At 62.6% G+C, this 24,471-nt stretch carries 21 protein-coding genes, 1 tRNA gene and 2 pseudogenes; 15 read left to right on the plus strand and 9 right to left on the minus strand.

Translation table 11 applies throughout. The features are described 5' to 3' along the window. Positions 1–101: 101 nt before the first annotated feature. The 3 genes from B0G83_RS09080 to B0G83_RS09090 form a co-directional block, all read right to left on the minus strand. Positions 102–614, minus strand: coding sequence for a hypothetical protein (locus B0G83_RS09080; RefSeq protein ID WP_219849010.1), 513 nt, complete (start codon positions 612–614; stop codon positions 102–104). 511 nt (positions 615–1,125) lie between these two features. Continuing rightward, positions 1,126–2,424, minus strand: coding sequence for a lysophospholipid transporter LplT (gene lplT / locus B0G83_RS09085; RefSeq protein ID WP_105507092.1), 1,299 nt, complete (start codon positions 2,422–2,424; stop codon positions 1,126–1,128). A gap of 293 nt (positions 2,425–2,717) precedes the next feature. Further along, complete coding sequence (locus B0G83_RS09090) at positions 2,718–3,521, minus strand: inositol monophosphatase family protein (RefSeq protein WP_105507093.1); 804 nt, start codon at positions 3,519–3,521, stop codon at positions 2,718–2,720. Positions 3,522–3,854: 333 nt separating this feature from the next. Between B0G83_RS09090 and B0G83_RS09095 the strand changes: the two genes are divergently transcribed. After that, positions 3,855–4,697, plus strand: coding sequence for an RNA methyltransferase (locus B0G83_RS09095; RefSeq protein ID WP_105507215.1), 843 nt, complete (start codon positions 3,855–3,857; stop codon positions 4,695–4,697). A gap of 199 nt (positions 4,698–4,896) precedes the next feature. Further along, positions 4,897–5,751 (plus strand): serine O-acetyltransferase, encoded by an 855-nt coding sequence (gene cysE, locus B0G83_RS09100; protein ID WP_105507094.1) that lies wholly within the window; start codon positions 4,897–4,899, stop codon positions 5,749–5,751. 137 nt (positions 5,752–5,888) lie between these two features. On the opposite strand, the gene B0G83_RS09105 is transcribed toward cysE, so the two are convergent. From B0G83_RS09105 to B0G83_RS09120, 4 genes are all read right to left on the minus strand, one after another. Then, on the minus strand, positions 5,889–6,686 hold the full coding sequence (locus B0G83_RS09105; protein ID WP_105507095.1) for a UDP-2,3-diacylglucosamine diphosphatase: 798 nt from the start codon (positions 6,684–6,686) through the stop codon (positions 5,889–5,891). A 68-nt stretch (positions 6,687–6,754) separates the two neighbouring features. Further along, entirely contained in the window at positions 6,755–7,249 is a 495-nt protein-coding gene (locus B0G83_RS09110) for a peptidylprolyl isomerase (RefSeq protein WP_105507096.1), read from the minus strand. Positions 7,250–7,373: 124 nt separating this feature from the next. After that, complete coding sequence (locus B0G83_RS09115) at positions 7,374–7,955, minus strand: peptidylprolyl isomerase (protein WP_035546312.1); 582 nt, start codon at positions 7,953–7,955, stop codon at positions 7,374–7,376. 48 nt (positions 7,956–8,003) lie between these two features. Continuing rightward, on the minus strand, positions 8,004–8,807 hold the full coding sequence (locus B0G83_RS09120; protein WP_105507097.1) for a tetratricopeptide repeat protein: 804 nt from the start codon (positions 8,805–8,807) through the stop codon (positions 8,004–8,006). 232 nt (positions 8,808–9,039) lie between these two features. Between B0G83_RS09120 and cysS the strand changes: the two genes are divergently transcribed. The 10 genes and pseudogenes from cysS to B0G83_RS09160 all read left to right on the plus strand — a co-directional run bounded on the left by cysS (position 9,040) and on the right by B0G83_RS09160 (position 19,178). Then, positions 9,040–10,437 carry a cysteine--tRNA ligase gene (gene cysS, locus B0G83_RS09125; protein WP_105507098.1) on the plus strand — a complete coding sequence of 466 codons (1,398 nt, stop codon included), beginning with the start codon at positions 9,040–9,042 and terminating at the stop codon, positions 10,435–10,437. Positions 10,438–10,484: 47 nt separating this feature from the next. Continuing rightward, positions 10,485–11,549: a DNA-3-methyladenine glycosylase gene (locus B0G83_RS09130; RefSeq protein ID WP_105507099.1), complete on the plus strand. Its 1,065-nt coding sequence runs from the start codon at positions 10,485–10,487 to the stop codon at positions 11,547–11,549. Positions 11,550–11,679: 130 nt separating this feature from the next. Then, positions 11,680–12,651, plus strand: a complete 972-nt coding sequence (locus B0G83_RS09135; protein WP_105507100.1) for an acetyl-CoA carboxylase carboxyltransferase subunit alpha — start codon at positions 11,680–11,682, stop codon at positions 12,649–12,651. Positions 12,652–12,699: 48 nt separating this feature from the next. Continuing rightward, positions 12,700–14,277, plus strand: coding sequence for a tRNA lysidine(34) synthetase TilS (tilS, locus tag B0G83_RS09140; RefSeq protein WP_105507101.1), 1,578 nt, complete (start codon positions 12,700–12,702; stop codon positions 14,275–14,277). 376 nt (positions 14,278–14,653) lie between these two features. Then, the gene (locus B0G83_RS09145; RefSeq protein WP_105507102.1) at positions 14,654–15,904 is read left to right on the plus strand and encodes an aspartate kinase; all 1,251 of its coding nucleotides are present in this window, start codon (positions 14,654–14,656) and stop codon (positions 15,902–15,904) included. Positions 15,905–16,084: 180 nt separating this feature from the next. Next, positions 16,085–16,178 (plus strand) — tRNA-Ser (locus B0G83_RS09150). Between the two features lie 652 nt (positions 16,179–16,830). After that, positions 16,831–17,562, plus strand: a pseudogene (locus tag B0G83_RS39545) (phospholipase D-like domain-containing protein); the annotation flags it as partial. A 143-nt stretch (positions 17,563–17,705) separates the two neighbouring features. Beyond that, positions 17,706–17,945, plus strand: a pseudogene (locus B0G83_RS39550) (hypothetical protein); the annotation flags it as partial. Continuing rightward, the gene (locus B0G83_RS39555) at positions 17,908–18,330 is read left to right on the plus strand and encodes a phospholipase D-like domain-containing protein (protein WP_374954904.1); all 423 of its coding nucleotides are present in this window, start codon (positions 17,908–17,910) and stop codon (positions 18,328–18,330) included. The pseudogene B0G83_RS39550 and the gene B0G83_RS39555, both read left to right, overlap by 38 nt. A gap of 185 nt (positions 18,331–18,515) precedes the next feature. Then, positions 18,516–19,178, plus strand: a complete 663-nt coding sequence (locus B0G83_RS09160) for a DUF2278 family protein (RefSeq protein WP_105507104.1) — start codon at positions 18,516–18,518, stop codon at positions 19,176–19,178. Between the two features lie 46 nt (positions 19,179–19,224). Here the strand turns inward: B0G83_RS09160 and B0G83_RS09165 are convergent, their stop codons facing one another. Next, on the minus strand, positions 19,225–20,211 hold the full coding sequence (locus tag B0G83_RS09165) for a helix-turn-helix domain-containing protein (RefSeq protein WP_181156787.1): 987 nt from the start codon (positions 20,209–20,211) through the stop codon (positions 19,225–19,227). A gap of 446 nt (positions 20,212–20,657) precedes the next feature. Here B0G83_RS09165 and B0G83_RS09170 point away from each other — a divergent pair, with 446 nt between their 5' ends. The 3 genes from B0G83_RS09170 (at position 20,658) to B0G83_RS09180 (ending at position 23,114) form a co-directional block, all read left to right on the plus strand. Continuing rightward, complete coding sequence (locus tag B0G83_RS09170; RefSeq protein WP_105507106.1) at positions 20,658–22,160, plus strand: hypothetical protein; 1,503 nt, start codon at positions 20,658–20,660, stop codon at positions 22,158–22,160. Positions 22,161–22,232: 72 nt separating this feature from the next. Then, a complete protein-coding gene (locus tag B0G83_RS09175) occupies positions 22,233–22,550 on the plus strand; it encodes a hypothetical protein (RefSeq protein WP_105507107.1) in 318 nt (105 codons plus the stop codon). A 15-nt stretch (positions 22,551–22,565) separates the two neighbouring features. After that, positions 22,566–23,114, plus strand: a complete 549-nt coding sequence (locus tag B0G83_RS09180; RefSeq protein WP_146120197.1) for a hypothetical protein — start codon at positions 22,566–22,568, stop codon at positions 23,112–23,114. An 85-nt stretch (positions 23,115–23,199) separates the two neighbouring features. On the opposite strand, the gene B0G83_RS09185 is transcribed toward B0G83_RS09180, so the two are convergent. After that, complete coding sequence (locus tag B0G83_RS09185; protein WP_105507109.1) at positions 23,200–24,387, minus strand: porin; 1,188 nt, start codon at positions 24,385–24,387, stop codon at positions 23,200–23,202. Positions 24,388–24,471: the final 84 nt, after the last annotated feature.

Consider the following 24,471-nt stretch of genomic DNA (forward strand, 5'->3'; position numbering starts at 1 on the left):
ATCGAAGTTGGCTTAAAAATCTCCAACAACGCTAACCGCCTCGGGTCTTACAACTGCTTTCTTGCACCGCAAAGTAGGGCAGGTAAGGCCCTGACCACCGGTCAGTGGGTGCGGAAGGTGTTCCAGGTGTCCGTGTCGAAGTGCATGGACGCCATCACTTCGAACATGTACAGCTCAAGGTCGTTGTCGATCTGGACGTAGGCGACCGACATTTCCCGCAGGCGGCCTTGGACCGTGAGGAAGACCTCACGGAACTGGTCGTCCTTCATCGCCTGGTCCCGTTTCATTTCGTGCGGGAAATCCTCGCTGGCCATCTTGTAGACCAGGCTGGCGGTGAAGTGCGATTCGAAGTTCAGGTGCTGCACCAGACGTTTGACCACACCGCGCGAGATCCCGACATACACCGGGCGTTCCCTGTCGATGAACACGTAGCAGCCGGGGAAGTCGGTGGAGTGCCCGAGTTTGGCGAGCAGTTCGCGGCGGGCGCTTTTGAACCCCACGAACTCGGTGGCCGGCATCGGTGATTGGAGGGCGGCCTTCAACCGTTCCAGGTGAGCGGGAAGGACCTTGGCGGCCAGTTCGTCGAAGGTGTGGATGCAGTTGTCGATCGGCATGCGGGATCAGCGTGGTGGAGGGGAGACGCCGATCATACCCGGGCGATCGACCGGTCTGAGTGCCCAGTCGGGACACCACCAACGGCTTCGGGGTAATCCGTGATTACACGATTCGGGGCGTGGTTACAAGGCTCACGGCCCCTAAAGTAATCACGGTGGGTTGGTGATTACGGGCGGCGTGGGGCGGAAAACAGCGCCAGGTCCGACCGGTGGGCGGTTCCCGTTTCTCGCCATCAGCGGCCAGGTGGTTGTAACCACGGCGTATTCACAACCAAAATACAGGGGGTGAATACTAGAGAAAATCCTTATAAATCAACGATGAATGATTTTACACCCTGATAATGCTGCATCATCGGCGTGTGTTGTGCGACCTCGCCGGCCGCTGCGCTTTGAATACCCATCCGTGGTGTCTTTTTGCGTTAGCTGTTCAGGGCGTGAGTTTAACCCGCCGACGGGGCGAACGGACCCTGGCCGGATGGCCAATCCGCGCGGCCGGGTCCGCGCGCCGCGCTCACTCTTCCACCATCGCCCGCATATCCACCTTGCGCTCGTTGACCGCGCTGCGCCGTTTCGCAAGCCACATCATGAACGTGATGAAGCAGCCGAACACGACGATGATCCACTGCGCCGGCAGCTTCGCGGTCAGCAGCAACGCATAGACCCCGAGCATCAGCAGGACGGCCAGATTCTGGTTGAAGTTTTGCACCGCGATCGAATGCCCCGCCGACAGCAGTGTCGCGCCGCGATGCTGCAAAATCGCATTCATCGGCACGATGAAAAAGCCCGACAACGCGCCGAGCAAGATCATCAGCGGATAAGCGAACAGAATGTAAAACGGCAGCACATAGGTGCCGATCCGAATGCCCGAGCCCGCCGGGAACAGATCCTTGTTGTAGAACGCTACCGCGATCGCCACCGCGCCGGTGAGAATACCCACCGGCAGCACCCGCAGCGATTTGCGCAACGGAATCAGCGCCGCCGCGGCCGCCGCGCCGACCGCGATGCCGAGCCCGGTGACGCCTTGCATCACTGCCGCCTTCGACAGCGACAGCCCGAGATTCACGTTGGCCCATTTGAGCACCAGCAATTGCAGCGTCACCGCGCCGCCCCACATCAAGGTCGTGACCCACAGCGCGATCTGCGCAAGCTTGTCGGCCCACAACACGTTGAAGCAGTGATAGAAATCGCCAACCAGCTTCTTCGGCTCGGTGAGGCGGTTCGGATAACGCGCGCCGGTGTCGGGAATGAAAATGTTGATCGCGGCGGCGATCGCGTAGGTGACCATGGTCGCGAACATCGCCAGATCGGCGGACGAGCGGATCAGCGGCCAGTGCGCATGCGCGACGAATTTATCGGCGACCGTGCTGATCAACGCGCCGCCGACCATCGTGCCGACAATGGTCGACAGCACCGTCGCCGATTCGAGCCACGCGTTCGCCTTGACGAGTTTGTCGGCGGGCAGCAGCTCGGTGAGGATGCCGTATTTGGCGGGCGAATACGCGGCCGCGCCGAATCCGACCACGCCGTAGGCGATCATCGGATGCACGCCCGCGATCATCATCAGGCAGCCGCTCGCCTTCAACGCGTTGGAGACGAACATCACGTGCCGCTTCTGCATGGCGTCGGCGAAGGCGCCGACGAACGGTGCGAGCAACACGTAGGAGACGGTGAAGAAAATCTGCAGCAGCGGGGTGACCCAGGCGGCCGAGCGAATCACGGAGAGCAGCGCGATGGCGGCGATCAGCAGGGCATTGTCCGCGAGCGACGAAATGAACTGCGCCGCGATGATTGTGTAGAAGCCTTTTTTCATGAAGCGGATTGGAAGCGGTGCGCCAGGTTCGACGCACGGCAGGGCGCAGCGAAAAACGCGCAAAACGCAACCGGCGATCGAGCGGGCCGGCGCGGCATCCCGCTTTGTAGCACGAACGCCCGCGCGATGCAGGCGAGCCAAACGAAAAAGCGGCCGAAGCCGCTTTTCGTATTTCATTGGGTGTGGCCCGAGCCGACACCAAAGACAGGTCGGCCGCGTAATGACGCGGACCTGGCGCGTGAATCTGGCGGCTCAGGCTACGGCATTCGCACCGGATTCAAGCCGTCTTTCGCTTAACCCGCTTGCTGGCGGGTCCGGCTGTAGCGCGACAGGATCGGGATCATCTGCGCGTAGATCTTCGGGTTGCCCGCGACGATTTCGCCAACGTGCAGGAAGTCCGAATCACCTGTGTAGTTGCCCACCAGGCCGCCCGATTCCGTGATCAGCAGGCTGCCTGCGGCGACGTCCCACGGATTCAGACCTTGCTCGAAGAACCCATCCATGCGGCCGGCGGCGACGTTCGCCAGATCGAGCGCAGCCGCGCCCGGACGGCGCAGGCCGGCGCAGGCTTCGGTCATTTCAGCGAATTGGCGGCCGTAGGCGGCAAGGCCGTCGGTTTCGCGGAACGGGAAGCCGGTGCCGATCAGGCCGTCGGCCAGACGGTCGCGCTTGGCGACGCGGATACGGCGGTCGTTCAGGAACGCGCCACGGCCGCGCGAGGCGGTGAACAGGTCGTTGCGGGTCGGATCGTAGACCACGGCTTGCGTCACGACACCCTTGTGGGCAAGCGCGATCGACACGCAGTAGTACGGGAAGCCGTGAATGAAGTTGGTGGTGCCGTCGAGCGGATCGATGATCCACTGATATTCGGATTCGTTATCCGACTTGCCGGATTCTTCGGCGAGGATCGCGTGATCGGGATAGGCGGTCTTCAGCGTGTCGATAATCGCCGCTTCGGACGCTTTGTCGACCTCCGTGACGAAATCGTTGTGCTGTTTCTTGCTGACCTGGATCAGATCCAGATCGAGCGACGCGCGGTTGATGATCTGGGCTGCGCGGCGCGCGGCCTTCACAGCAATGTTGAGCATGGGATGCATGAGACTGGATCCTTGTGCCGGGGCAGCACGGCTGCCGGCCGGTAAATAAGCGCTAAACCTGCGCTGACAGGGCGCCTGCGAGGCGCGAAAACAGCACGGAACGCTCGCCCGGTACAGGACCGGTGCGCATTCCGCCGACGGAGACGAATTGGATAAGAACGAGGCGCCGGAGCTTTCGTGGACAGACGAAAACCGGACGCGAATCTCACTATTTTACCTGAATTTTGCCCAGATCCGGGCGGCGAGGCGTGGTTTGCCCGGATATACAGGTAAACCGGACCGCTGCCAGGCTTGGCGCTACCATACGCGTCTTTAGTCTTGCAAAACGCCATCGTGGACCACACTCACCATTCCTCCGATCCCGCCGTGGCCGAGTTGCGCGGCGGCTTCACCTCGACCCGTTTCGTCCTCGTCGAGCCGAGTCATCCCGGCAATGTCGGGGCGGCGGCGCGCGCGCTGAAGACCATGGGCTTCTCGCGGCTGGTGCTGGTATCGCCGCGCGTGCCGAACGTGCAAAACGATCCGGAAGCGATCGCCATGGCGAGCGGCGCGGACGACGTGCTGGCCTCCGCGCACGTCGTGCACACGCTCGCCGACGCGCTGAGCGGCGTGCACTGGTCCGTCGCGCTGACGGCGCGGCTGCGCGAATACGGGCCGCCGCAAGGCACGCCGCGCGCCGCGGCCGGGCTCGCGCGCGACCAGGCGGCGCACGGCGAGATTGCGCTGGTGTTCGGCAACGAACGCACGGGCCTGTCGAACGAAGACGTTGAACGCTGCAGCGCGCTGGTGCATATTCCGGCCAACCCGGCCTACAGTTCGCTCAATCTCGCGCAAGCCGTTCAGGTGCTGGCGTATGAGTTGCGCACCTCGTATCTGTCGGCGGACGGCGTGGTGTCCACGCCCATGCAAACGGCTGCCGCGCAAGCTTTCGCGGCGTCGGGCGAGGTAGCCGAACCGCGCGCGGCAAGCGACGAAATCGAAAGCATGTTCACGCATCTCGAAAGCGCGCTGGTCGCGCTCGAGTTTCTCGATCCGGCCAATCCGAAGAAGCTGATGTCGCGCCTGCGTCGGCTGTTCGCGCGGTCGGGGCTGGAGCGCGAGGAAGTGAACATCGTGCGCGGCATCGCCAAGCACATTCTGCTGAAAGCCCGCCACCCGAACGGCGACGCCTCTTAAGGCCGCGTAAAGCTACGTAAAGCCGTACGTTCCAATCGACGACCTTGCCGGCAGCGTGGGCTTCCGGCAGGTTTCGCGCAATCGACCTACAATCGCTCGAAACGTTCTAAGCAAAGCTGCCGGTCTTCTATGCGGCAAGCATGCCGCCGCATGGGGTGTTCCACATCGGCGTTATTTTTCCCACGACACTATCCCTGCCATGTTCACGAGACTTCGCGAAGACATTGCCACGATCCGCGAGCGCGATCCCGCCGCCCGCAGCGGCTGGGAAGTCATCACGTGTTATCCCGGTCTGCACGCGCTCGTGCTGCACCGGCTCGCGCATGCGTGCTGGCGCGCGCGGCGCCGCTGGCTGGCGCGCTTCGTGTCGCAGATGGCGCGCTTCATGACCGGCATCGAAATTCATCCGGGCGCGACGGTGGGGCGGCGCGTGTTCATCGATCACGGCATGGGCGTGGTGATCGGCGAAACCGCGCAGATCGGCGACGACTGCACGATTTACCAGGGCGTGACACTCGGCGGCACGTCGCTCACGCGCGGCGCGAAGCGGCATCCAACGCTCGAGCGCGGTGTGATCGTCGGCGCGGGCGCTAAGGTGTTGGGCGGTTTCACGATCGGCGCGGAAGCGAAGATCGGCTCGAATGCGGTGGTCACGAAACCGGTGCCCGCGCGGGGGACGGCGGTGGGTAATCCGGCGCGCATCATCGTGCCGGCGGCCGCGGCGGTGTCGGCAAGCGGGGTCAACGCGTCCGGCGCGGCGCAAGGCGATGCTGGCGCAGACGCGGCGCGGGAGGCGAAGCGCGCGAGCGCGAGCAGTGCGTTCTGCGCCTACGGCATTACGCCGAACGCGGACGATCCTGTGTCGCTCGCCATTCATGGGCTGATCGATCACGCGGCCACGCAGTCGAAGCGCATCGACGAAATCGTCGGCGCGTTGGAGCGGCTGGGTACGAGTCTGGAGGGGCTGCAAGGCGCCGACGCGGCGTTGCTCGATTTGCGGCGCCTGTCCGCCGCGATCGCGGGGAAGGTGGAAGGCGTAGCAGCAGAACGTTAGTCGGCGCGACAAGCAAGGGGCCGGCGCTTGCCGGTCATTGCATCGTCAAATCAGGCGGAAATTGGCCATTGGCTAGGGTGCCAGCGCCGACCGTGCCGGTCGTACGGCGTGCCCCGACATGCTCGACCGCGCCCACATCAATCCAGCGGCAGCGCGCGAATTCCTTCGGCATCGATCCGCAGATAACCGCCACGGCGCTCGCCGTGGTCGAGATCCCAATCCGGCAGCACCCAACGCGTGCCCCCAAGCTCGCGATGCCGTGCCGGACGGTGCGTGTGGCCGTGAATGAGTGTCGCCGTCTTCGACGATTTGAAAAGCGCGGCGACGGCTTTCGACGTTACGTCGTACTTCGGCGAGACGGGCCGCGCACGTCCTTGCTCGCTCTTCGAGCGCATGTTCTCGGCAAGCGACTGACGCCAGCGAAACGGCCACGCCAGAAACAGCATTTGCGCGAAGCGGCTGCGCGCAAACCGGCGAAACGCCTGATAGCCGGGATCGGCGGTACACAGCCCGTCGCCATGCGCCAGCACGACCCGTGTGCCGAACGCAGTGATGACGAACGGATCGGGCAGCCAGATCGCACCGGCCGCTTTCATGAAGCGCTTGCCCAGCAGAAAATCGCGATTGCCATGCATGATGTAGAGCGCGATGCCGCGCTCCGACAGCGTGTGCAGCAGCGCCGCGATGCGCCCGGCGAACGGCTCGACGAGCATGTCGTCGCCGATCCAGTACTCGAACAGATCGCCGAGAATGAAAACCGAATCCGCCTGCTCGGCGGTGACGCGGATGAAGTGCTCGAACGCGGCGACCGTGTGCGGAATCGCCTCGCTCAAGTGAATGTCGGAGAGGAAAAAAAACGGGCGTGCGGCGTGCGGGCGTTTGCCCTCGCCAGGCACGCCCGCGGCGACGCTTCGCAGCGGCGTTTCTTGCAGCATTGAAGGTGCCTGTATCAGTTCGAACGAGTCGACGCGTGCAGGGCGCGCGTGGCGCGCGCCACGGCCGCTTAGTCGACGATCACAGCCTTTTCGATCACGACGTCGTCGACCGGCACGTCCTGATGGAAGCCCTTCGAACCCGTCTTGACCTTCTTGATCTTCTCGACGATGTCGAGGCCGTCGACGACCTTGCCGAACACGGCGTAGCCCCAGCCCTGCGGCGTCGGCGACGAGTGGTTCAGGAAGTCGTTGTCGTTCACGTTGATGAAGAATTGCGCGGTTGCCGAGTGCGGGTCGTTCGTGCGCGCCATTGCAACCGAACCGTTGACGTTCTTCAGACCGTTGTTGGCTTCGTTGTTGATCGCTTCGGCCGTCGGCTTCTGCTTCATGCCGGGTTCGAAACCGCCGCCCTGGATCATGAAGCCGTCGATCACGCGGTGGAACACCGTGTTGTCGTAGTGACCGGCCTTCACGTAGTTGAGGAAGTTCTCAACCGACTTCGGTGCCTTCTCAGCGTCCAGTTCGAGTTTGATGACGCCGTGGTTCGTATGCAGTTCAACCATGATGGGATCCTTTGATGAACGAGGTGGGTAAAAAGCGCGGCCGCCCGTCATGCGATGCGATGACGGCGGCCCGCGCCGGGGCGTGGATTGACCGCCTGCTGCTGCCTGTTTTTACTTGCTTGCGTTACTTGCCGACCACCGTGGCCGACTCGATCACGACGGCTTTGGCCGGCACGTCGCTCATCGGGCCGCGCGACGTGGTGGGCGTGCCTTCGATCTTCTTCACGACGTCCATGCCGCTCGTGACCTTGCCGAACACCGCGTAGCCATTGCCGTCCGGATTCGGATAGTCGAGGCCGGCGTTGTCCACCGTGTTGATGAAGAATTGCGCGGTGGCCGAATTCGGGTCGCTGGTGCGGGCCATCGCGAGCGTGCCGGCGGCGTTCTTCAGACCGTTACGGCTTTCGAGCGGAATCGGCGCGCGCGTCGGCTTTTCGGCGAAGCTCTGCGTGTAGCCGCCACCCTGAATCATGAAGCCGCGAATCACGCGATGGAAAATCGTGCCGCTGTACTGGCCGGACTTCACATAGTCGAGGAAGTTGGCGACCGTCTTCGGCGCTTTCTCAGGATACAACTCGACGCGGATGTCGCCTTCCGACGTCTTGAAGAGGACGGACGGATGCGTGGCTTGCGAACCGGACTGGGCAAAGGCGGGGGCGTTTGCGATCAGGGCGGCGCTGCCGAGCGCCAACATCAACCATTTCATGAAGATCCTCAGGGTTGGAAAAAACGATGTGCCGAAAACAGCGCGGCGTTACTTCGACGGCGCCATGTAGGGCGGCATGGCGAGCGAGCCGTTCGAGCCGCCGAACTGGAAGCTGGACGAGTCGGTCATGTTCGAGGTGGCGCGGGCCGTGTAATCGTCCGGCGCGACGGCCGCCTTTTTCACGGCGGGCGTTTTGGTCTGCGGCGGTGAGACGATCTTCTGGATGTCCGCGAGGCGCTGCGTGGTCGTGGCGCTCGCTTTGCCGAGGCTTTGCGCGCGACGGTAGGCCTCGTTGGCCATGCGCAGATAGAGGTCGCCGAGGTTCTCGTACGCGAGACCGTAGCCGGGATTCACCTTGGTTGCCGTTTCGAGCGCGCCGCGTGCTTCCGTATACCGGCCTTCTTTCGCGTACAGCGCCGCCAGGTTGTTATACGGCTCGGGCAACTCGGGGTACAACTGCGTCAGTTCGGTGAAGGCGGTGATCGCCTCGTCGTCGCGATTCAGGTGGGCCAGCACCGTGGCGCGCTTGAATTTGGCCTGCGCGTCGCGCGGGTTCGACGCGATGCGCGCGTCGAGCTGGGTCAGCGCGGCCTGCCAGTTTTTCTGCGCGATCGTCGTGTCGATTTCCGGCGTGTTGTCGCGCACCGCGGGGCCTTGCGGCAGGGTCGACGCCTTCTGCGCGAACGCTGCGGCGCCCGGTACGACCGCGAGCGCCGCCGCGAGGGTGACGCGCAAGGCGAGGGCACGCGTGGAGTCACGAAGGACGCCACGCGACATGCCGCGCACGACGCCACCAAAGGCTGTCGCGGCGAGGGTCGCAGCGCTGCGCGCGCGGCCGCTGGAAGGTTTCATAGGCTCAGGTCTGGATGTTATACTCCGACCCATTCTAACAAAAGGTCTGCGCGTTCCGTCGAACCGCAAACTGTCTTTTCGCCACTCGTGGTCGTCTCCGCCTTGATCGCAGCCTGACCGCCGCACCCGCTGCACCGGTTTTGCTGTACGCGACGCACCCGCCGTCAGTTCGCGGGGCGCGGCGCGCATGAAAACACATGGCGGATTTCTTTCGGCCCACGCACCGTTCTCTATGGAATCACTGCGCATCTACAACACGCTCGCGCGTGACAAGCAAAATTTCGTGCCGCTGCAGCCTGGCGTCGTGCGGATGTACGTCTGCGGGATGACCGTGTACGACTATTGTCACGTCGGTCATGCGCGGGTCATGGTCGTGTTCGACATCGTGCAGCGCTGGCTGCGCACGCTCGGTTACGAGGTGACCTATGTGCGCAACATCACGGATATCGACGACAAGATCATTCGGCGCGCGGTCGAGAACGGTGAGACGATCAAGTCGCTGACCGACCGCTTCATCGCCGCGTTGCATGAAGATGCGGACGCGCTCGGCATCGCGCGGCCCGACGTCGAACCGCGCGCCACCGACTTCATTCCGCAGATGCTCGGCATGATCGAGAAGCTCGAGTCGAACGGTTACGCCTATCAGGCGAGCGACGGCGACGTGAACTACGCGGTGCGCAAGTTCGCGGGCTACGGCAAGCTCTCGGGCAAATCGATCGAAGATCTGCGCGCGGGCGAACGCGTCGCGGCAAACGACGCGAAGCAGGACCCGCTCGACTTCGTGCTGTGGAAAAAAGCGAAGCCGGAAGAGCCGGCCGACACCGGCTGGGACTCGAAATTCGGCCGCGGCCGTCCCGGCTGGCATATCGAATGCTCGGCCATGGGTTGCTCGTTGCTCGGCGACCATTTCGACATTCACGGCGGCGGTCAGGACCTGCAGTTTCCGCACCATGAAAACGAAATCGCGCAAAGTGAAGCTGCGACCGGACAAACGTTCGTGAATTACTGGATGCACAACGGCTACGTGCAGATCGACAATGAGAAGATGTCGAAGTCGTTGAACAACTTCTTTACGATTCGCGAAGTATTGGCGCAGTACGATGCCGAGGTCGTGCGTTTTTTCATTGCGCGTGCGCACTACCGTTCGCCGTTGAACTACAGCGACGTGCATATCGACGACGCTCGCAACGCGCTCGCGCGTTTGTACACCGCGTTGAAAGACGTGGCGCCGGACGGTGCCGGGCTCGACTGGAACGAGGCGTTCGCGCAGCGTTTCCAGACCGCCATGAACGACGACTTCAACACGCCGGTCGCGGTGTCGGTGTTGTTCGAACTGGCCACTGAAGTCAACCGCACGCGCGACCCCGCGCTGGCCCGTCAACTGCGCTCGCTGGGCGCGGTGCTCGGGTTGCTCGGCCGTGAGCCGCGTGCATACCTGCAGCAGGCCGCGGGCGTCGCCGCTGAAGGCGCGCTCGAGCCCGCCGCGATCGAAGCTCGGATCGCCGCGCGCGTGGCCGCCAAGCAGGCGAAGGACTATGCGGCAGCAGACCGGATCCGGGCCGAATTGCTCGAGGCCGGCGTTGCACTTGAAGACAAACCCGGCGGGTTGACCGAGTGGCGGCGCGTGTGAGCGCACCTCGTACTTCCCTCTGATCGACTCGCCAGGCAGGAGGCAGGATGGCAACGGCCACGAAGACGCCGGCTAAACGAGCCACGTCTCAGACAAACGCGGCAGCCGCGGCAAAGTCGACTCGAACGTCGGCTCGCGGCGGCAGCGGCGCGGTAAAAAAAGCATCGTCGAAAGCCGGTGGAGCGGCGGCCAAGAGCGCAACGGGCGCGGCGAAAAAGCCGGCTGCGAAGCGTGTGCTCAATGGCGCATCGGCACCCGCGTCGGCGTCTGCATCTGCGTCCGCACAGCGCGCCAAAGCGCCGCGTGTGAAGAGCAATGGCGCACTGCCTGCCGAACTCGCGGGCGACGTGCAGGAACTCGCCCGCGTCACGCAGGAAGGTCACGAAGGCGAAGTCGTGCGCAAGACGCGTGCGTCGTCGAGCGCGGGCGGTGAAGGGGCGAGCGCGAGCGAAGTCGCGGTGCCGGTACAGATCGGCGGTCTCACGCCCGAAGAGACGCGGCCCGCGTATTGGGACAAGGCGTGCGCGGACCTCGTCAAGCGCGATCGCATTCTGAAGAAGCTGATTCCGAAATTCGGTCCGGTGCATCTGCTGAGCCGTGGCGATCCATTCGTCACGCTCGCGCGCTCGGTGGTCGGGCAGCAGATTTCGGTCGCGTCCGCGCAGGCGGTGTGGGCCAAGGTCGAGGCCGCGTGTCCGAAGCTGGTGCCGCAGCAGTTCATCAAGCTCGGTCAGGAGAAGCTGACCGCGTGCGGTTTGTCCCGGCGCAAAGCGGAGTACGTGCTCGATCTCGCGCAGCACTTCGTGTCGGGCGCGTTGCACGTGGGCAAATGGACGACCATGGAAGACGAGGCGGTGATCGCCGAACTCACGCAGATTCGCGGCATTGGCCGCTGGACCGCGGAGATGTTCCTGATCTTCAATCTGTCGCGCCCCGACGTCCTGCCGCTCGACGATCTCGGCCTGATCCGCGCGATCAGCGTCAACTATTTCAGCGGCGAGCCGGTCACGCGCAGTGAAGCGCGCGAGGTCGCGGCAAACTGGGAGCCGTGGCGTACTGTCGCGACCTGGTACATGTGGCGTAGTCTCGATCCGTTGCCGGTCGAATACTGATTACTGAACCCAAGAAGCGAGCCATCTCGAAAACTATCGGTTCTTTGTGTTCGATAGTTGCGAGGGGGGTTTAGACATTGGCGCGCGCGGTTAGAATACGCGCTGCCGGTAAGTCCAAGGATTACAACCAATGAAGACCACGTTTCTGGATTTCGAACAGCCGATCGCTGAACTCGAAGCGAAGATCGAAGAATTGCGCTTCGTGCAGGACGATTCGGCCGTCGATATTTCGGAAGAGATCGAGCGGCTGTCCAAGAAGAGCCAACAGCTCACCAAAGATCTTTACGCGAACCTCACACCGTGGCAGGTTTCGCAAATCGCCCGTCATCCGCAACGCCCGTACACGTTCGACTACGTGAGCGAGCTGTTCACCGATTTCCACGAACTGCACGGCGACCGCAACTATGCGGACGACCTGTCGATCGTCGGTGGCCTGGCGCGTTTCAATGGCCAGGCCTGCATGGTGATCGGCCATCAGAAGGGCCGCGACACGAAAGAGCGCGCGCTGCGCAACTTCGGCATGCCGCGTCCGGAAGGCTATCGCAAGGCCGAACGCCTGATGCGTCTCGCCGAAAAATTCAGCCTGCCGATCTTCACGTTCATCGATACGCCGGGCGCTTATCCCGGCATCGGCGCGGAAGAGCGCGGCCAGTCCGAAGCGATCGGCCGCAATCTGTACGTGATGGCCGAACTGAAGACGCCGTTGATCGCCACGATCATCGGTGAAGGCGGTTCGGGCGGCGCGCTCGCGATCGCCGTGGGCGACAGCGTGCTGATGCTGCAGTTCTCGACCTATTCGGTGATCTCGCCGGAAGGCTGCGCATCGATTCTGTGGAAGAGCGCCGCGAAAGCGCCGGAAGCCGCGGAAGCGCTGGGCCTGACCGCACATCGTCTGAAAGCGCTCGGGCTGATCGACAAGATCGTCAACGAGCCGCTCGGCGGCGCGCACCGCGATCCGAAGGGCATGGCCGCCATGTTGCGCCGTGCGCTTGCCGACTCGCTGCGTCAGTTCCAGGGTATGAGCATCACCGACCTGCGTCAGCGCCGTTTCGAACGGCTCATGGCGTACGGCAAATTCAAGGAAACGACGCCGGGTGCGTAAGCCCGCGCGCGTTTTCTCTCGTCCAGTAGCGCAGCCCGCGCTAGCGACGTGACCCGCACCGCCGATTCATCCGCCGACCGCCTCGTTCTCGAGGCGGTCGGCGTTTATATATCCGCACCGCAAAAAACCTCTCCATTGCAATTGCCATTGCCTGGCGACGCGCGGATTGCGATCGCGTTTAGCGGCGGCGTGGACTCCAGCGTTCTGCTCGATGCCGCAGTGCGAGTGGCCGGTGCATCGCGTTGCGTTGCGCTGCATGTGCATCACGGTTTGAGCGCGCACGCCGACGCGTGGCTTGCGCACTGCGAAGCGTTCGCGCGGGAACGTGGCGTCGAATTCGAAGCGCGGCGCGTCGACGTCTCGCGCGATGCGGGAGTCAGTGTGGAGGCCGCCGCGCGCGACGCACGTTATCGCGCGCTGGATGCAATGTGCGCGGCGCACGGCGTTCATACGTTGTGGCTCGCGCAGCATGCGGACGATCAGGCGGAGACGGTGTTGCTGCAGTTGCTGCGTGGCGCGGGCCTGGCGGGCCTGGCGGCGATGGCGCCGGAGTCCACGCCTTCTGGCGCGGCGGCGGTGCGGGTGCGGCCGTTGCTCCATCTGCTGCGCGCGCAGCTCGAACAGTACGCGAGCGAGCGCGCGTTGCGCTGGATCGACGACGAATCCAATGCGGATACCCGTTACGCGCGCAATGCATTGCGTCACGAGGTGACGCCCGCGCTAGCCGTTCACTTTCCCGGCTTCCGCGACGCGCTTGCACGCACGGCGACGCATGCGGCGTCGGCGCAGCGCTTGCTCGACGAGCTCGCGCGCCTCGACATGAAGTCCGTATCGCGCGATGAAGGCCGGGCGCTGTCGCACGACGCGCTGCTGGCGCTCGACGACGATCGCGCGCTCAATCTCTTGCGTTACTGGATGCGCACGCTGGGCTTCGTCGCGGCATCGACGGCGCGACTCGGCGATGCGTTGCGTCAGTTGCGCGAAGTCGGTCATGCGGACGAGGGCCACCGCTTGCGGATCGACCACGCGGGGCAGGCGTTGCGCAGTTATCGCGGGCTCGTGTATTGGGAGGCCGGCGACAGTCGCGAGCCCGCCGACGAGACGGCGCTCGTCGCACGTGAGGCGAGTGAGTTGGCGTGGCAGGGCGAGTCGATCTGGCGTTTGCCGCAGTGGCGCGGGACGTTTGTGTTTGCGGTGGTGGAGCAGGGCGGAAGCGAAGCGCCTGAACATCGACACGAAGGCGATTCCACGCCGCGCGCAAGCAACGGCACGCATGACGAGCCCCAAGGCAACGCCGATTTCGAGGACGCTCGCGCATCCGCCTACGATCGCGACACGGTCCCGCTCAGCGTCCTGAAACGCGCGTTGCTGACCGCCCGTTGCCGCGGCGGCGGCGAACGCATGCGCGTGAATCCATCGCTCAACGCGCCCAGCCGCACCCTGAAAAACCTCTTCCAGGAACGCGGCATCCCCGCCTGGAAGCGCGACGTGCCCTTGCTCTACCTCGGCGACGACCTGCTGTTCGTGCCCTTGCTCGGCGTGAACCGCGCGACGCTCGTCGATCTCGACCCCGCAACCGAAACCCGTATTCGTATCAGCTGGTGTGAGGATCTGACGATCGCCTGACCGACCGGTCGGGCATAACGGTTATCCAACTGGTGAATTGCGCGTCGACGCGCCGATCCGCACCGGACAAGCCTTTGCAGCCGGCATTCGACGTCTTTCCACGGCCTTTCCAGCTTGTCTTTTTGCGCTCGATCGGGTACGTTAACTTGTTTGCCCGGCCCGCTTTTGCCGTCGCTTGTGTCGGTTTTCCGATCGTGATCCGAGATTCCCGGTAAGCCATTAGCGATCAATCACGGGCAAATCCGCGCGTGCTGCACGCGCGCTGCATTTACGCCGCCACACACTTCGCCGCCGTTCACGAGACGTTGCGCCCCTGTGCTTTTGTGCGGTCGTCTCCAGCGCGCCAGCGCGGTTTCTCCTTCAGTTCAGAACGACAATGGCACTCATCGTACATAAATACGGCGGCACCTCGATGGGCTCGGTCGAGCGCATCAAGAACGTCGCCAAGCGCGTCGCGAAATGGCATAAGGCCGGCCACAAGATGGTGGTCGTGCCGTCGGCAATGTCCGGCGAAACCAACCGCCTGCTCGGTCTCGCGAAAGAAATCACCACGCAGCCGAGCCCGCGCGAACTCGACATGATCGCCGCCACCGGCGAGCAGGTCAGCTCGGGCCTATTGGCCATCGCGCTGCAGGAAGCCGGCGTCGACGCGGTCAGCTATGCCGGCTGGCAAGTGCCGGTCAAAACGGACAGCGCATTCACGAAGGCACGCATCAGCGAGATCGACGGCGAGCGCGTGTTGCGCGATCTCGAGGCGGGTAAGGTGGTGGTGATCACCGGCTTCCAGGGCATCGACCCGGACGGCAATATCACCACGCTCGGCCGCGGCGGTTCGGACACGTCGGCGGTGGCGGTCGCGGCTGCGCTGAAGGCCGACGAGTGCCTGATCTACACGGACGTCGACGGTGTCTACACGACCGACCCGCGCGTGGTCGAAGAAGCGCGCCGGCTCGATCGCGTGACGTTTGAGGAAATGCTGGAAATGGCCAGCCTGGGTTCGAAGGTGCTGCAGATCCGTTCGGTGGAATTCGCCGGCAAATATCAGGTCAAGACGCGCGTGCTGTCGAGCCTGACCGATCCGCTCATCCCGCTCGACGCCGAAATGAAGTCGGGCACCCTGATTACTTTTGAAGAAGACGAGACCATGGAAAAAGCAGTCATCTCGGGCATCGCGTTTCAGCGCGACGAAGCTCGTATCGCCGTGATGGGTGTGCCCGATAAGCCGGGTATCGCGTATCAGATTCTCGGCCCGGTGGCGGACGCGAATATCGACGTCGACATGATCATCCAGAACCAGAGCGTCGAAGGCAAAACGGCCTTCACGTTCACCGTGGGCCGCGGCGACTATCAGCGCGCCATGGATATCCTCACGGGCCAGGTGAAGGGCCACGTGCAGGCTGAACAGGTGCTGGGCGATCCGAAGGTGTCGAAGGTCTCGGTGGTCGGCGTCGGCATGCGCTCGCATGTGGGTATCGCGAGCACGATGTTCCGCACTTTGTCGGAAGAGGGCATCAACATCCAGATGATCTCGACCTCCGAAATCAAGATTTCGGTGCTGATCGACGAGAAGTACATGGAGCTCGCCGTGCGCGCGCTGCATAAGGCGTTCGAACTGGATCAGGCGTAATTTGCTGAAAAACGGGGCGCTGAGAAGCGCCCCGTTTTGCTTTGCGCAACCCATGTGAACAGATCAAGTCGCGGATGACGAAATTGGCACAAAAAATGTTCGTCAGACATTGACCTGCGCAGTTCGGCCCGCTATTATCTTGGCTTCGTTGCGCTGACTCCCTGCGCAACCGAAAGTTTGGGAGACGTGGCCGAGAGGTCGAAGGCACTCCCCTGCTAAGGGAGCATCTGGGCCAAAACCTGGATCGAGGGTTCGAATCCCTCCGTCTCCGCCAAAAGCGGGACAAAAAGCCCCGTAAGTTGAAAGACTTACGGGGCTTTTTCCTTTTCGTGCCACGCATCGACCTACATGCCAACCTGCACGGTGTTTTCTTGCGGCAGGAGGCGATCTTCGTCTTTGCTTCTTCCGCTGGTCTGGGATGCGGAAAGCCAAAATTCATTTGACCGCATCACAATCAATCATCTCAGTGGCGCTGCTTTTTGCGCTCGAATCGTTCCGTTGATTGTGGCGGCATCGCATCGTGTTATGGGTGTTTTAATAAACGCATCGCTTACCCGAGTAAGCATGTCGCTATCTCGTCGTCGGTGACAGGCAGCAAGCCGAACCCTCAATAACGCTCGCCATTCCCTTCGTAGCACTGATCAGAAAAACGGCCAATCGGCATTCGATGCTGATTGGCCGTTCTGTCATGAAGAGTTCATTCAACCCAATCGCACGCACGCTACCATCGACAGCCAAAACTAGGTGCGGGGGAGATCATGCGAGTCAAAGCCAAATCAGGTGGTCTGGTCGTTCAGGCTGTTGCTGGAACGCATGTTGTCCTCCTTGGCTGGGATATTGAAGGCCCTGAACTCGAGGCTGGATTGCTCGGGTTTTCAATCCGTCGTACTGACGAAACGGAAAACGAAACCTATTGGCTTCGTGGCATGAAAACCTTTCCCGGCACCCAGCCTCCGCTTCCACCGGGTGGCACCGCATCGAGTCAGCAGGCACCGTTTCAGACATTTCAATGGGGCGATTACTCGGCCAAACCCGCGCACGAATACACCTATACGCTCACGGCCCTGTACGGCCGACCAGGTGCGCTGGTCGAAGGCGTTTCGGTAACGATTGCAATCGCCACGGAGAAGGAAGAGGACGGCACGCATAGCGTCTATTTCAATCGCGGTGCCATCGCGTCGCAGGAATATGCCCGCCAGTTCCAGGACAAGGCGCCCGACGTAGTGGGCGACGCCGCGTATGCGTGGTTGTCGCGAGGCCTTCTGGAGGCGATCACCGGTTTTGTGGCGAAGGCGCTTGACCCGAGCTTCGGTCTCCGCGTGGCCATCTATGAGTTTCAATGGCCCGCGATTCTGGACGCGTTGCACGCCGCCGCCGGCCGCGGTGTCAGCGTGAGCGTGATCTTCGATGCAATCGAAAACGCTCAGGAAGATCCTGTCAGAAAAAACGAAGAGGCGATCGAGAAGGCAGGAATCGGGACGCTCTGCCGGGGATTCACCCACGGCAAGATCATGCACAACAAGTTCATGGTCCTGTTAAAGGATGGCAAGCCGGTCGAAGTACTCACCGGATCGACCAACTACACGGAAAACGGCATTTTCGGTCATCTGAATTGCGCGCATGTCGTTAGCGATCCGGAGGTCGCTCAGGTGTACCTCGATTACTGGAGCCAACTTTCGGAAGATCCGGAACTGGCGACAATGCGGCGCTGGGATGACGAGAAGACGCCGTCGCCGGCCAATCCGCCTGCGGTGGGCGTCGCTCAGGTCTTTTCGCCGCAGACCGGCACGGCCACCCTTCAGCGATATGCGGACATTGCAGCATCCGCCCAGCATGCTTTATTCATGACATTCGCTTTCGGCATGAACAAGGACTTTTTGCCGGCCTACGGGCAAGACGACGGCGTCCTGCGATTTGCGCTGATGGACAAGGTCGGGACCGGCAGGAATCTCGCTCAAGCCCAGCAGCAGATCGACGCCATTCGCAAAATCCCGGGCACCGTCGTGGCAATCGGCCAGAACATCACCCTGAACTCGTTTGATCGATGGCTGAAAGAGCGCGACGGTCTGGCGCCCGGCGAGCATGTCCGCTGGGTCCATACCAAGTTCATGCTGGTCGATCCGCTGTCGGACGACCCGATCGTCATCACCGGATCGGCCAATTTTAGCGACGCGAGCATTGAGACCAATCACGAGAACATGCTCGTGATTCGAGGCAACACGCGAGTAGCGGATATATACCTCGGCGAGTTCATGCGGCAATTCTCAAGCTATGCGTTTCGCGACGCTGCCTACGACGCTCAGCACGGCGGTCAAGCCGCAGATTTCAAACCCCAGGACCTGGCGACGGACGCATCGTGGATCAACCGCTATAAGCAGGCGGGTTCTTCGGGCGCATTGCGCAAAACCTATTTTTCGGGGGAATGAAAGTCTCCGAAAAAAGGTGCCATGCCAGTTTGCTTCCTGCCCCGGAGGTCGGCGTGAGCCCAACCCGTATCATGTTCATTCGTCATGCAGAAAAACCGGAGGACGGCGTTTCTCCCAGATACCCCGGTTTTTGCTTTCCGGCGATTTATCCCGTCCTATTGCTTGATCCACAGGAGTAACGATCAATGGCGCTGCCCTACGGTTTCGTGAAAGCCACGCTCGTGTCCGACCCGGTGATGAAGGGTTCACGCCGGTCCCACGAAATCCAGTATCACCTGCATTTCAGTCTGCTGGTCGACGGTGCGAACTGGGATGTCGCTGTCAACGTGGGGACTAGCGACGCCGACGATCTGCTGAAGTTCAAGCTGGTCTATGATTTTCGGCATCCGATCATTTCGACACTGGCTGACGCCGGCGCGGGCGCTCAGGTGTTGACCGGGCAGAACACGCTGCCGGCACTGGATTTTCTGCGCAGCGACATTCTGGCGAATACGGGCAACTGGCGTGACAGCGACGTGATGGATGGTTCCGATCTGCCCGAGCCGGTCGCATCGCTTAAGCGACTTCTGGAAAAAGCCAGGCAGGCCAATTCGAATGTCTATATCTTTGGCCGGTTCTTTGCCGAAGGAAACGGTATTCACGATACGCACATGAATCAGGGATCGACGAAAAGCTTCATTCACGAAGCCGGCAACGACACGAACGATCACAACGACATCTGGCAGGACGGCGCAGTGATGGTCGATCTGGGTACACCTGAATGGGCCGCGTATTTCGCTGCCTTTAACCAGCAACTCGTGCCCACCGACGATCTCGGCAACCCCGTTCCCGGTGCCCAGACCATCTGAGTGGCGGCCGACCGCAGGGCGCGGTAAGTCTTCTTATCGCGGTCTTCTAGTGCGTCCCCGTCTCGCGGCGCTGCCGGAACTGTTCGACGGTCTCGCGCGGCGTATGGCCGAACTCCGCCTTGAAAATGCGGTAGAAGTATTTTTCGTCCGTGAAGCCGTGGCGCCACGCAATGTCCCGTATACGCTCGTCGGGACCCTGTGGCGACGACAACACCTGATACACCCGCTGCAGCCGCCGGTGGCGGATTTCCCGCATGACGCCGCCCGCGCTTTCGAAAAGCCGGTAGAGCATGGCGCGCGACAAACCCACGTCGCGGCAGATCGTAGCGGGTGTCAGATCGGGCTGCAGCAGGTGCTGATCGATATAGCGGCGGATCCGCTGAAGCAGCAGATCGCGAATCGGCGTTTGCGCGGCGCTCAGCGTGTCCAGCTCCGGATGCAGGCTTGCCTTCAGCAACTCGGCCGTGGCCCGAACGATGTGCGGCACATCATGACGAGTAAGTTGGGGAAGCGTGTTGTACAGCGACAGAAGGTAGTCGCTCAACAACGATCCGACGCCTCGCGTCAATGAAGCACCGTGCAACTTCCCGGTATCGGCGGGCAGCCAGTCCCTGGGCACGGAGAGGGAGATTTCGCTCCCCGGCGCAATGACGCGTTCGAACGGGCGCGCGAAATCCAGCAGATACAGATCCCCAGGCCGCTTGACCGTTGTCGAACCATCGGATCGCAGCGCGGCCGTGCCGTCGATCTGCAGACTGAAACTATGGCAGTCGCGTTGATCGGCGCGTATGCGCGCCGGCGTCCGTTTTGCGTCGTAGGCGAGAGACGGATCGGGATGTCGCCATGTTCGGCTGGCCAGAATGAGCGGGCCGAGCGAGACGTTGGCGCGCTGCGCGTCGAACGGCAAATCCGATCGATACGTGGTCACCATATCGCAATAGGTGCTGTGCGCGGCCCACGCGTCGAAGCGTTCGTCGGCGGGCGCGGAGTCCGTCGAAAAACGACGCACGTTCAACGCTTGATGGTCGGACACGTTGCAGCTCCCGGCAGGGCGTACGTCACCCGTCATTGGCGTCTGACGTCGGAAAGGGGAAATAGCCGTATTGTCATTTAACGTGACGGGGCGAATAACCGGGGTTTATACGAATGGTATGGCGGAACCCCGATTTCTTCTTTTACACGACGTGATTCGATGCCGATTAATAGTCCGGCCAGCTTGGACAAGCTGAGCCGTCACCGCAAACAGTCTCTCCGCGCAACGCAAATCCACTCCAAATAGAGACGCCACGGCACCCTGCCTCGGCGGCCGCCATCCTAAGATGTGCCCTGCATTAACGCTTTGCCTGCCGCTGATTTAACCGTTATCCAGCATGCCGGTTTTGTGCAAAACCGATTTAACAGAAATGGCGTCGGTAATAGTCACCGCACCGCCATTTAAATCAATAGCGCGAGCGAGACCTTTTCAATCCGGGGGCATCCATGAAATCCATCGCAGCGGTTGCGGTCGCAACCTGCCTGATGTTGTCCGCCTGTGGCGGCGACGACGTGTCCAATTCAACGGGCGGCTCCGCGTCGGGATCGACCGGCACGACCTCGACACCGGGTAATCCGACCAATCCGACGGGGGGTGGCAGCGTCAAGGCGGGCTGGTCGGCGCCCGCCGCGGTGGACGGCAAGGGCCCCGAGTTTTTGCCCGCCGTGACCGTCGATGCGCAAGGCAACACGCTCGCCCTGTGGATGACGAACGGCCCCAGTGGCTCCCTCGGCAACGAGATGTGGTCGAGCCGCTATGTGCCCGGCACAGGCTGGGCGACGCCGGTGCGCGTCGATACATCCGACGGCTCCTACGCCATGAACGCGCCGGGCACCAGCGCGCCGGTGCTGGTGGGCAGCGCCGATGGTCACGCGGTGGCGCTGTGGCAACAGTTCCTCGCGGGCACCGGGTACGGGCTGTGGGCGCGGCCCTACGATCCGGCGAGCGGCTGGGGAACGGCCGTGGAGTTATCGCCGAACGAGACCAGTTACGCCTGGACGGCGGGCATCGACGGCAAGGGCAATGCGCTCGTCGCCTGGCAGCAGAAAACCGATGTGGACGATACGCGCGTCTTCACGAGTCGCTTTACCGTCGGCGGCACGTGGTCGTCGCCCGAACAGATCGTGCAACCGGTGCAGACCGGGCCAGGCGCGATCACGGGCATCGGCGGAGAGGGTATCGACAACGTCGAACTGAATCTCTCGGTGACACCGTCCGGCAATGCGGTACTCGCGTGGCGGCAGAAAGACAACACGCAATCGGCGTTGTGGGCGACGACCTACGACGCGACCCACGGTTGGGCCAGCGCGAATCCGGTGGTGCTCGAACCGAACGGTGCGGCAAGCAAATCGGTCTTCGCGCCGGCCGCCGGCATGGACGCGAAAGGCAACCTCATGCTGGTCTGGGGCGAGGTCGATATCGACGGCAACGGCCCGCACACCACCACCATGTCCGAGCGCTATCTCGCCGGCTCGGGTTGGCAGGCCGCACTGCCGGTGGCCCCGTTCATCGGCACGACGGACACCGGCTATTACCCGCAACTGGCCGTGAACGACCAGGGCCTCGCGGTCGTGACGTGGATCCGGCCGGACGGCACCCTGCAGGCCAGCGCGACCGATGCGAACGGTGTCTGGGGGTCGACGCAACAACTGACCGCGCATGTGTACCAGTTGAACGCGCGGCAGCCTGCGATCGTGATGGATGCCGCGGGCAATGCGACGGTGGCCTGGCAGGACGTAAGCACGCCGAATTCCACGGACGTCGTCACGAATCGCTATGCGAACGGTGCGTGGGGCACGGCCACGCTGTTCGGTCAGCAGCCGCAGGATGCGAGCTGGCCCGCGATTGCGGTCAACGCAGCAGGTGTGACGGCGCTCGTCTGGGAGTTTTACAAGGACGGCACCGTGGGCAACGTGCTGCAGGCGAGTTTCTATACGCCGGGTTCATAACTCGCCTGATCGCGCCGCGTCGCGGCGTGAAATCGATCGTTGATCCAATCAATAAAAAACGGGAACAGGAAAATGGCTATTCACCAGGCAATCGGGCGCGCTTTGGCGATCGCTGCGAGCGGTCTGATTCTGTCGGCTTGCGGGACGACACAGATGAACATGATCAATGTCCAGAACTCGACCGCGAAGACGCTGGGGCTCGGTTCGTCGGACGAGATCACCATCGCCAACATCCAGTACGGGCAAAAGAACGCGCTCGGCGGGCAGCAGGTGAAGTACGACGCGACGACCGGCAAAGGACGGCACTTCACGTGCACGGTTTTCATGATTCCGGGACTCACGCCGATCAATCCGCCCACCTACAACGACTGGGAATGTCATCCAAAGTGATGACGGGGAGGCACGATGAAAGCAGCCGCAAGCGGATGTCTCTCAGCCCTGTTCATCGCGACCGCACTGACGGGCTGTATGGTGCCGCCGCAAAACCGGGCCGCGGTCGGCGCACGGTCCGATGCTTCGGTGACCACAGCCGACTGGGCCAAGGTGGTTGAAAACGACCGCGCGTCGGTACGTGCGGGGCAGTTGCCGAAAGAGGTGATCCAATACGACCTGGAGATAGAAAAGATGATTCCGGAAGGTCAGGCAATCCTCGCTTCTCACGATCAGGTCAAGGGACGCATCTGGTCGAAAAAAATGAACGCGATCATAGAAGCGAGAAACAAGGCCACGGAAAAGTTCGTGGCGAAAGAAGTGGCCAGGAACAACGCCATCGCCAACACGTTCGGGAATGCAAAGCCGGATCCTTGTCTGTCGCCGATGGGCAAGAATACGTGTTCGGCGTCGCCGGCACGACAAGGGGACAGCGTGAATTACACCGTCGGTCCGGGTGGCCTGGGGGCGACCATCGGTCATTACACCGTGGGGCCGGGCGGCATTGGGATGGGCGGCTTCTGACCGGCGGCATACACGGAGAAACGGCGATATCGGCATAACGCGGGATATCGCCATTCAGGGCATTAGCCGTCGGCTCGACACGCCATTAAAACGCGTGCCGCAACCCCACCATCCCGACAAACTGCGAAGGCCCCGACGACGGCGTCGTGTTCTGCGAATCGCCCACCACCGCCACCGCATTGGTGATCGTGGTCCCCGTGGTGCCGGCCGCGATCAGCGTCTTGCCCTGCGCATGTTGATACGCCTCCAGCGCGTACAAGGTGGTGCGGGTCGACAGGTTATACGTCTGCTCCAGCGAAATCTGGTGATAGCGCGCCGGGTCGCTCATGCCGTTCGACTTGCTGGCGCTCGTGTAGCTATACCCCGCGCCGATCGTCACCGCCGGTGCGATCCGGTAAGTCGAAATCACGCCGTACGTGTTGAACACGGCCTCGCCGGTGAACAGTGAACCCGAGCCGGGCGCGTATTGCACATTCGAGTAGTTGATCCCGATCATGAGGTCTTTCAGCGTGTAGCGTGCCGCCGCGGCGAACAGTTGCGAACTGCGGGCCGTCGCATAGCCGCTATTCACGGGCGAGTTATCGGCGAAGGTGCCGAGCGCGCCGCTCGTCGCGATGTCCTTCAGCTTCACGTAGCCCGCGGCCACCGCGAACGGCTGGTAGTCGTAGCGAAGCGCCGCGCTGAATTGACTGCCGTTGGCGACGCTGCCCGGCACACCACCCAGCCCGTATTGGGCGCTGAACTGCAGACCCGCGAGCGTCGGCGACAGATAGGTGACCGAGTTGTTCAGACGCAGCGTGGTGTCGAGCGCGTCGAGGTCGCCCGGGTGCGCGCCGGTCGCGCCGGTCAGCACGCCGGTCGGTCCGAGCGCGCCGACCATCTGAAAGTAGGGCGTGTACTGGCGGCCGAGCGTCACCGTCCCATAGCGGTCGTTGCTGAGGCCCACGTACGCCTGCCGGTTGAACAGGTAGCCCGCGCTGCTCGACGCGCCCGTCAGCGAATTGAAGCCGCTTTCCAGCCGGAAAATCGCCTTGGTGCCGGCGCCGAGATCTTCCGAACCGAGCAGGCCGAACTTGCTCGCCTGCAGATTGCCCTGACTCATATAGAAGTTCGAGTGGCCGTGCTGATTGCTCGAATAAGCGAATGCGTTATCGACGACGCCGTACAGCGTCACGCTGCTTTGCGCCGACGCGCCGGTCGACAACAGGACGCCCGCTAACGGCAGGCACGAGAGGGCGAGTGCGCGGGTGCGCGTGGGCTTGATTGACTTCATGGCTTGCAGGTCTCCTGATTGGGGCGGTGTTCGTTGCGCTACGGGGCAGGGTTTCGTGTGGGCTCGATGCGTGTCGGGTGCGGA

The sequence above is a fragment of the Paraburkholderia sp. BL21I4N1 genome, assembly GCF_002973525.1.
Lineage (GTDB): Bacteria > Pseudomonadota > Gammaproteobacteria > Burkholderiales > Burkholderiaceae > Paraburkholderia.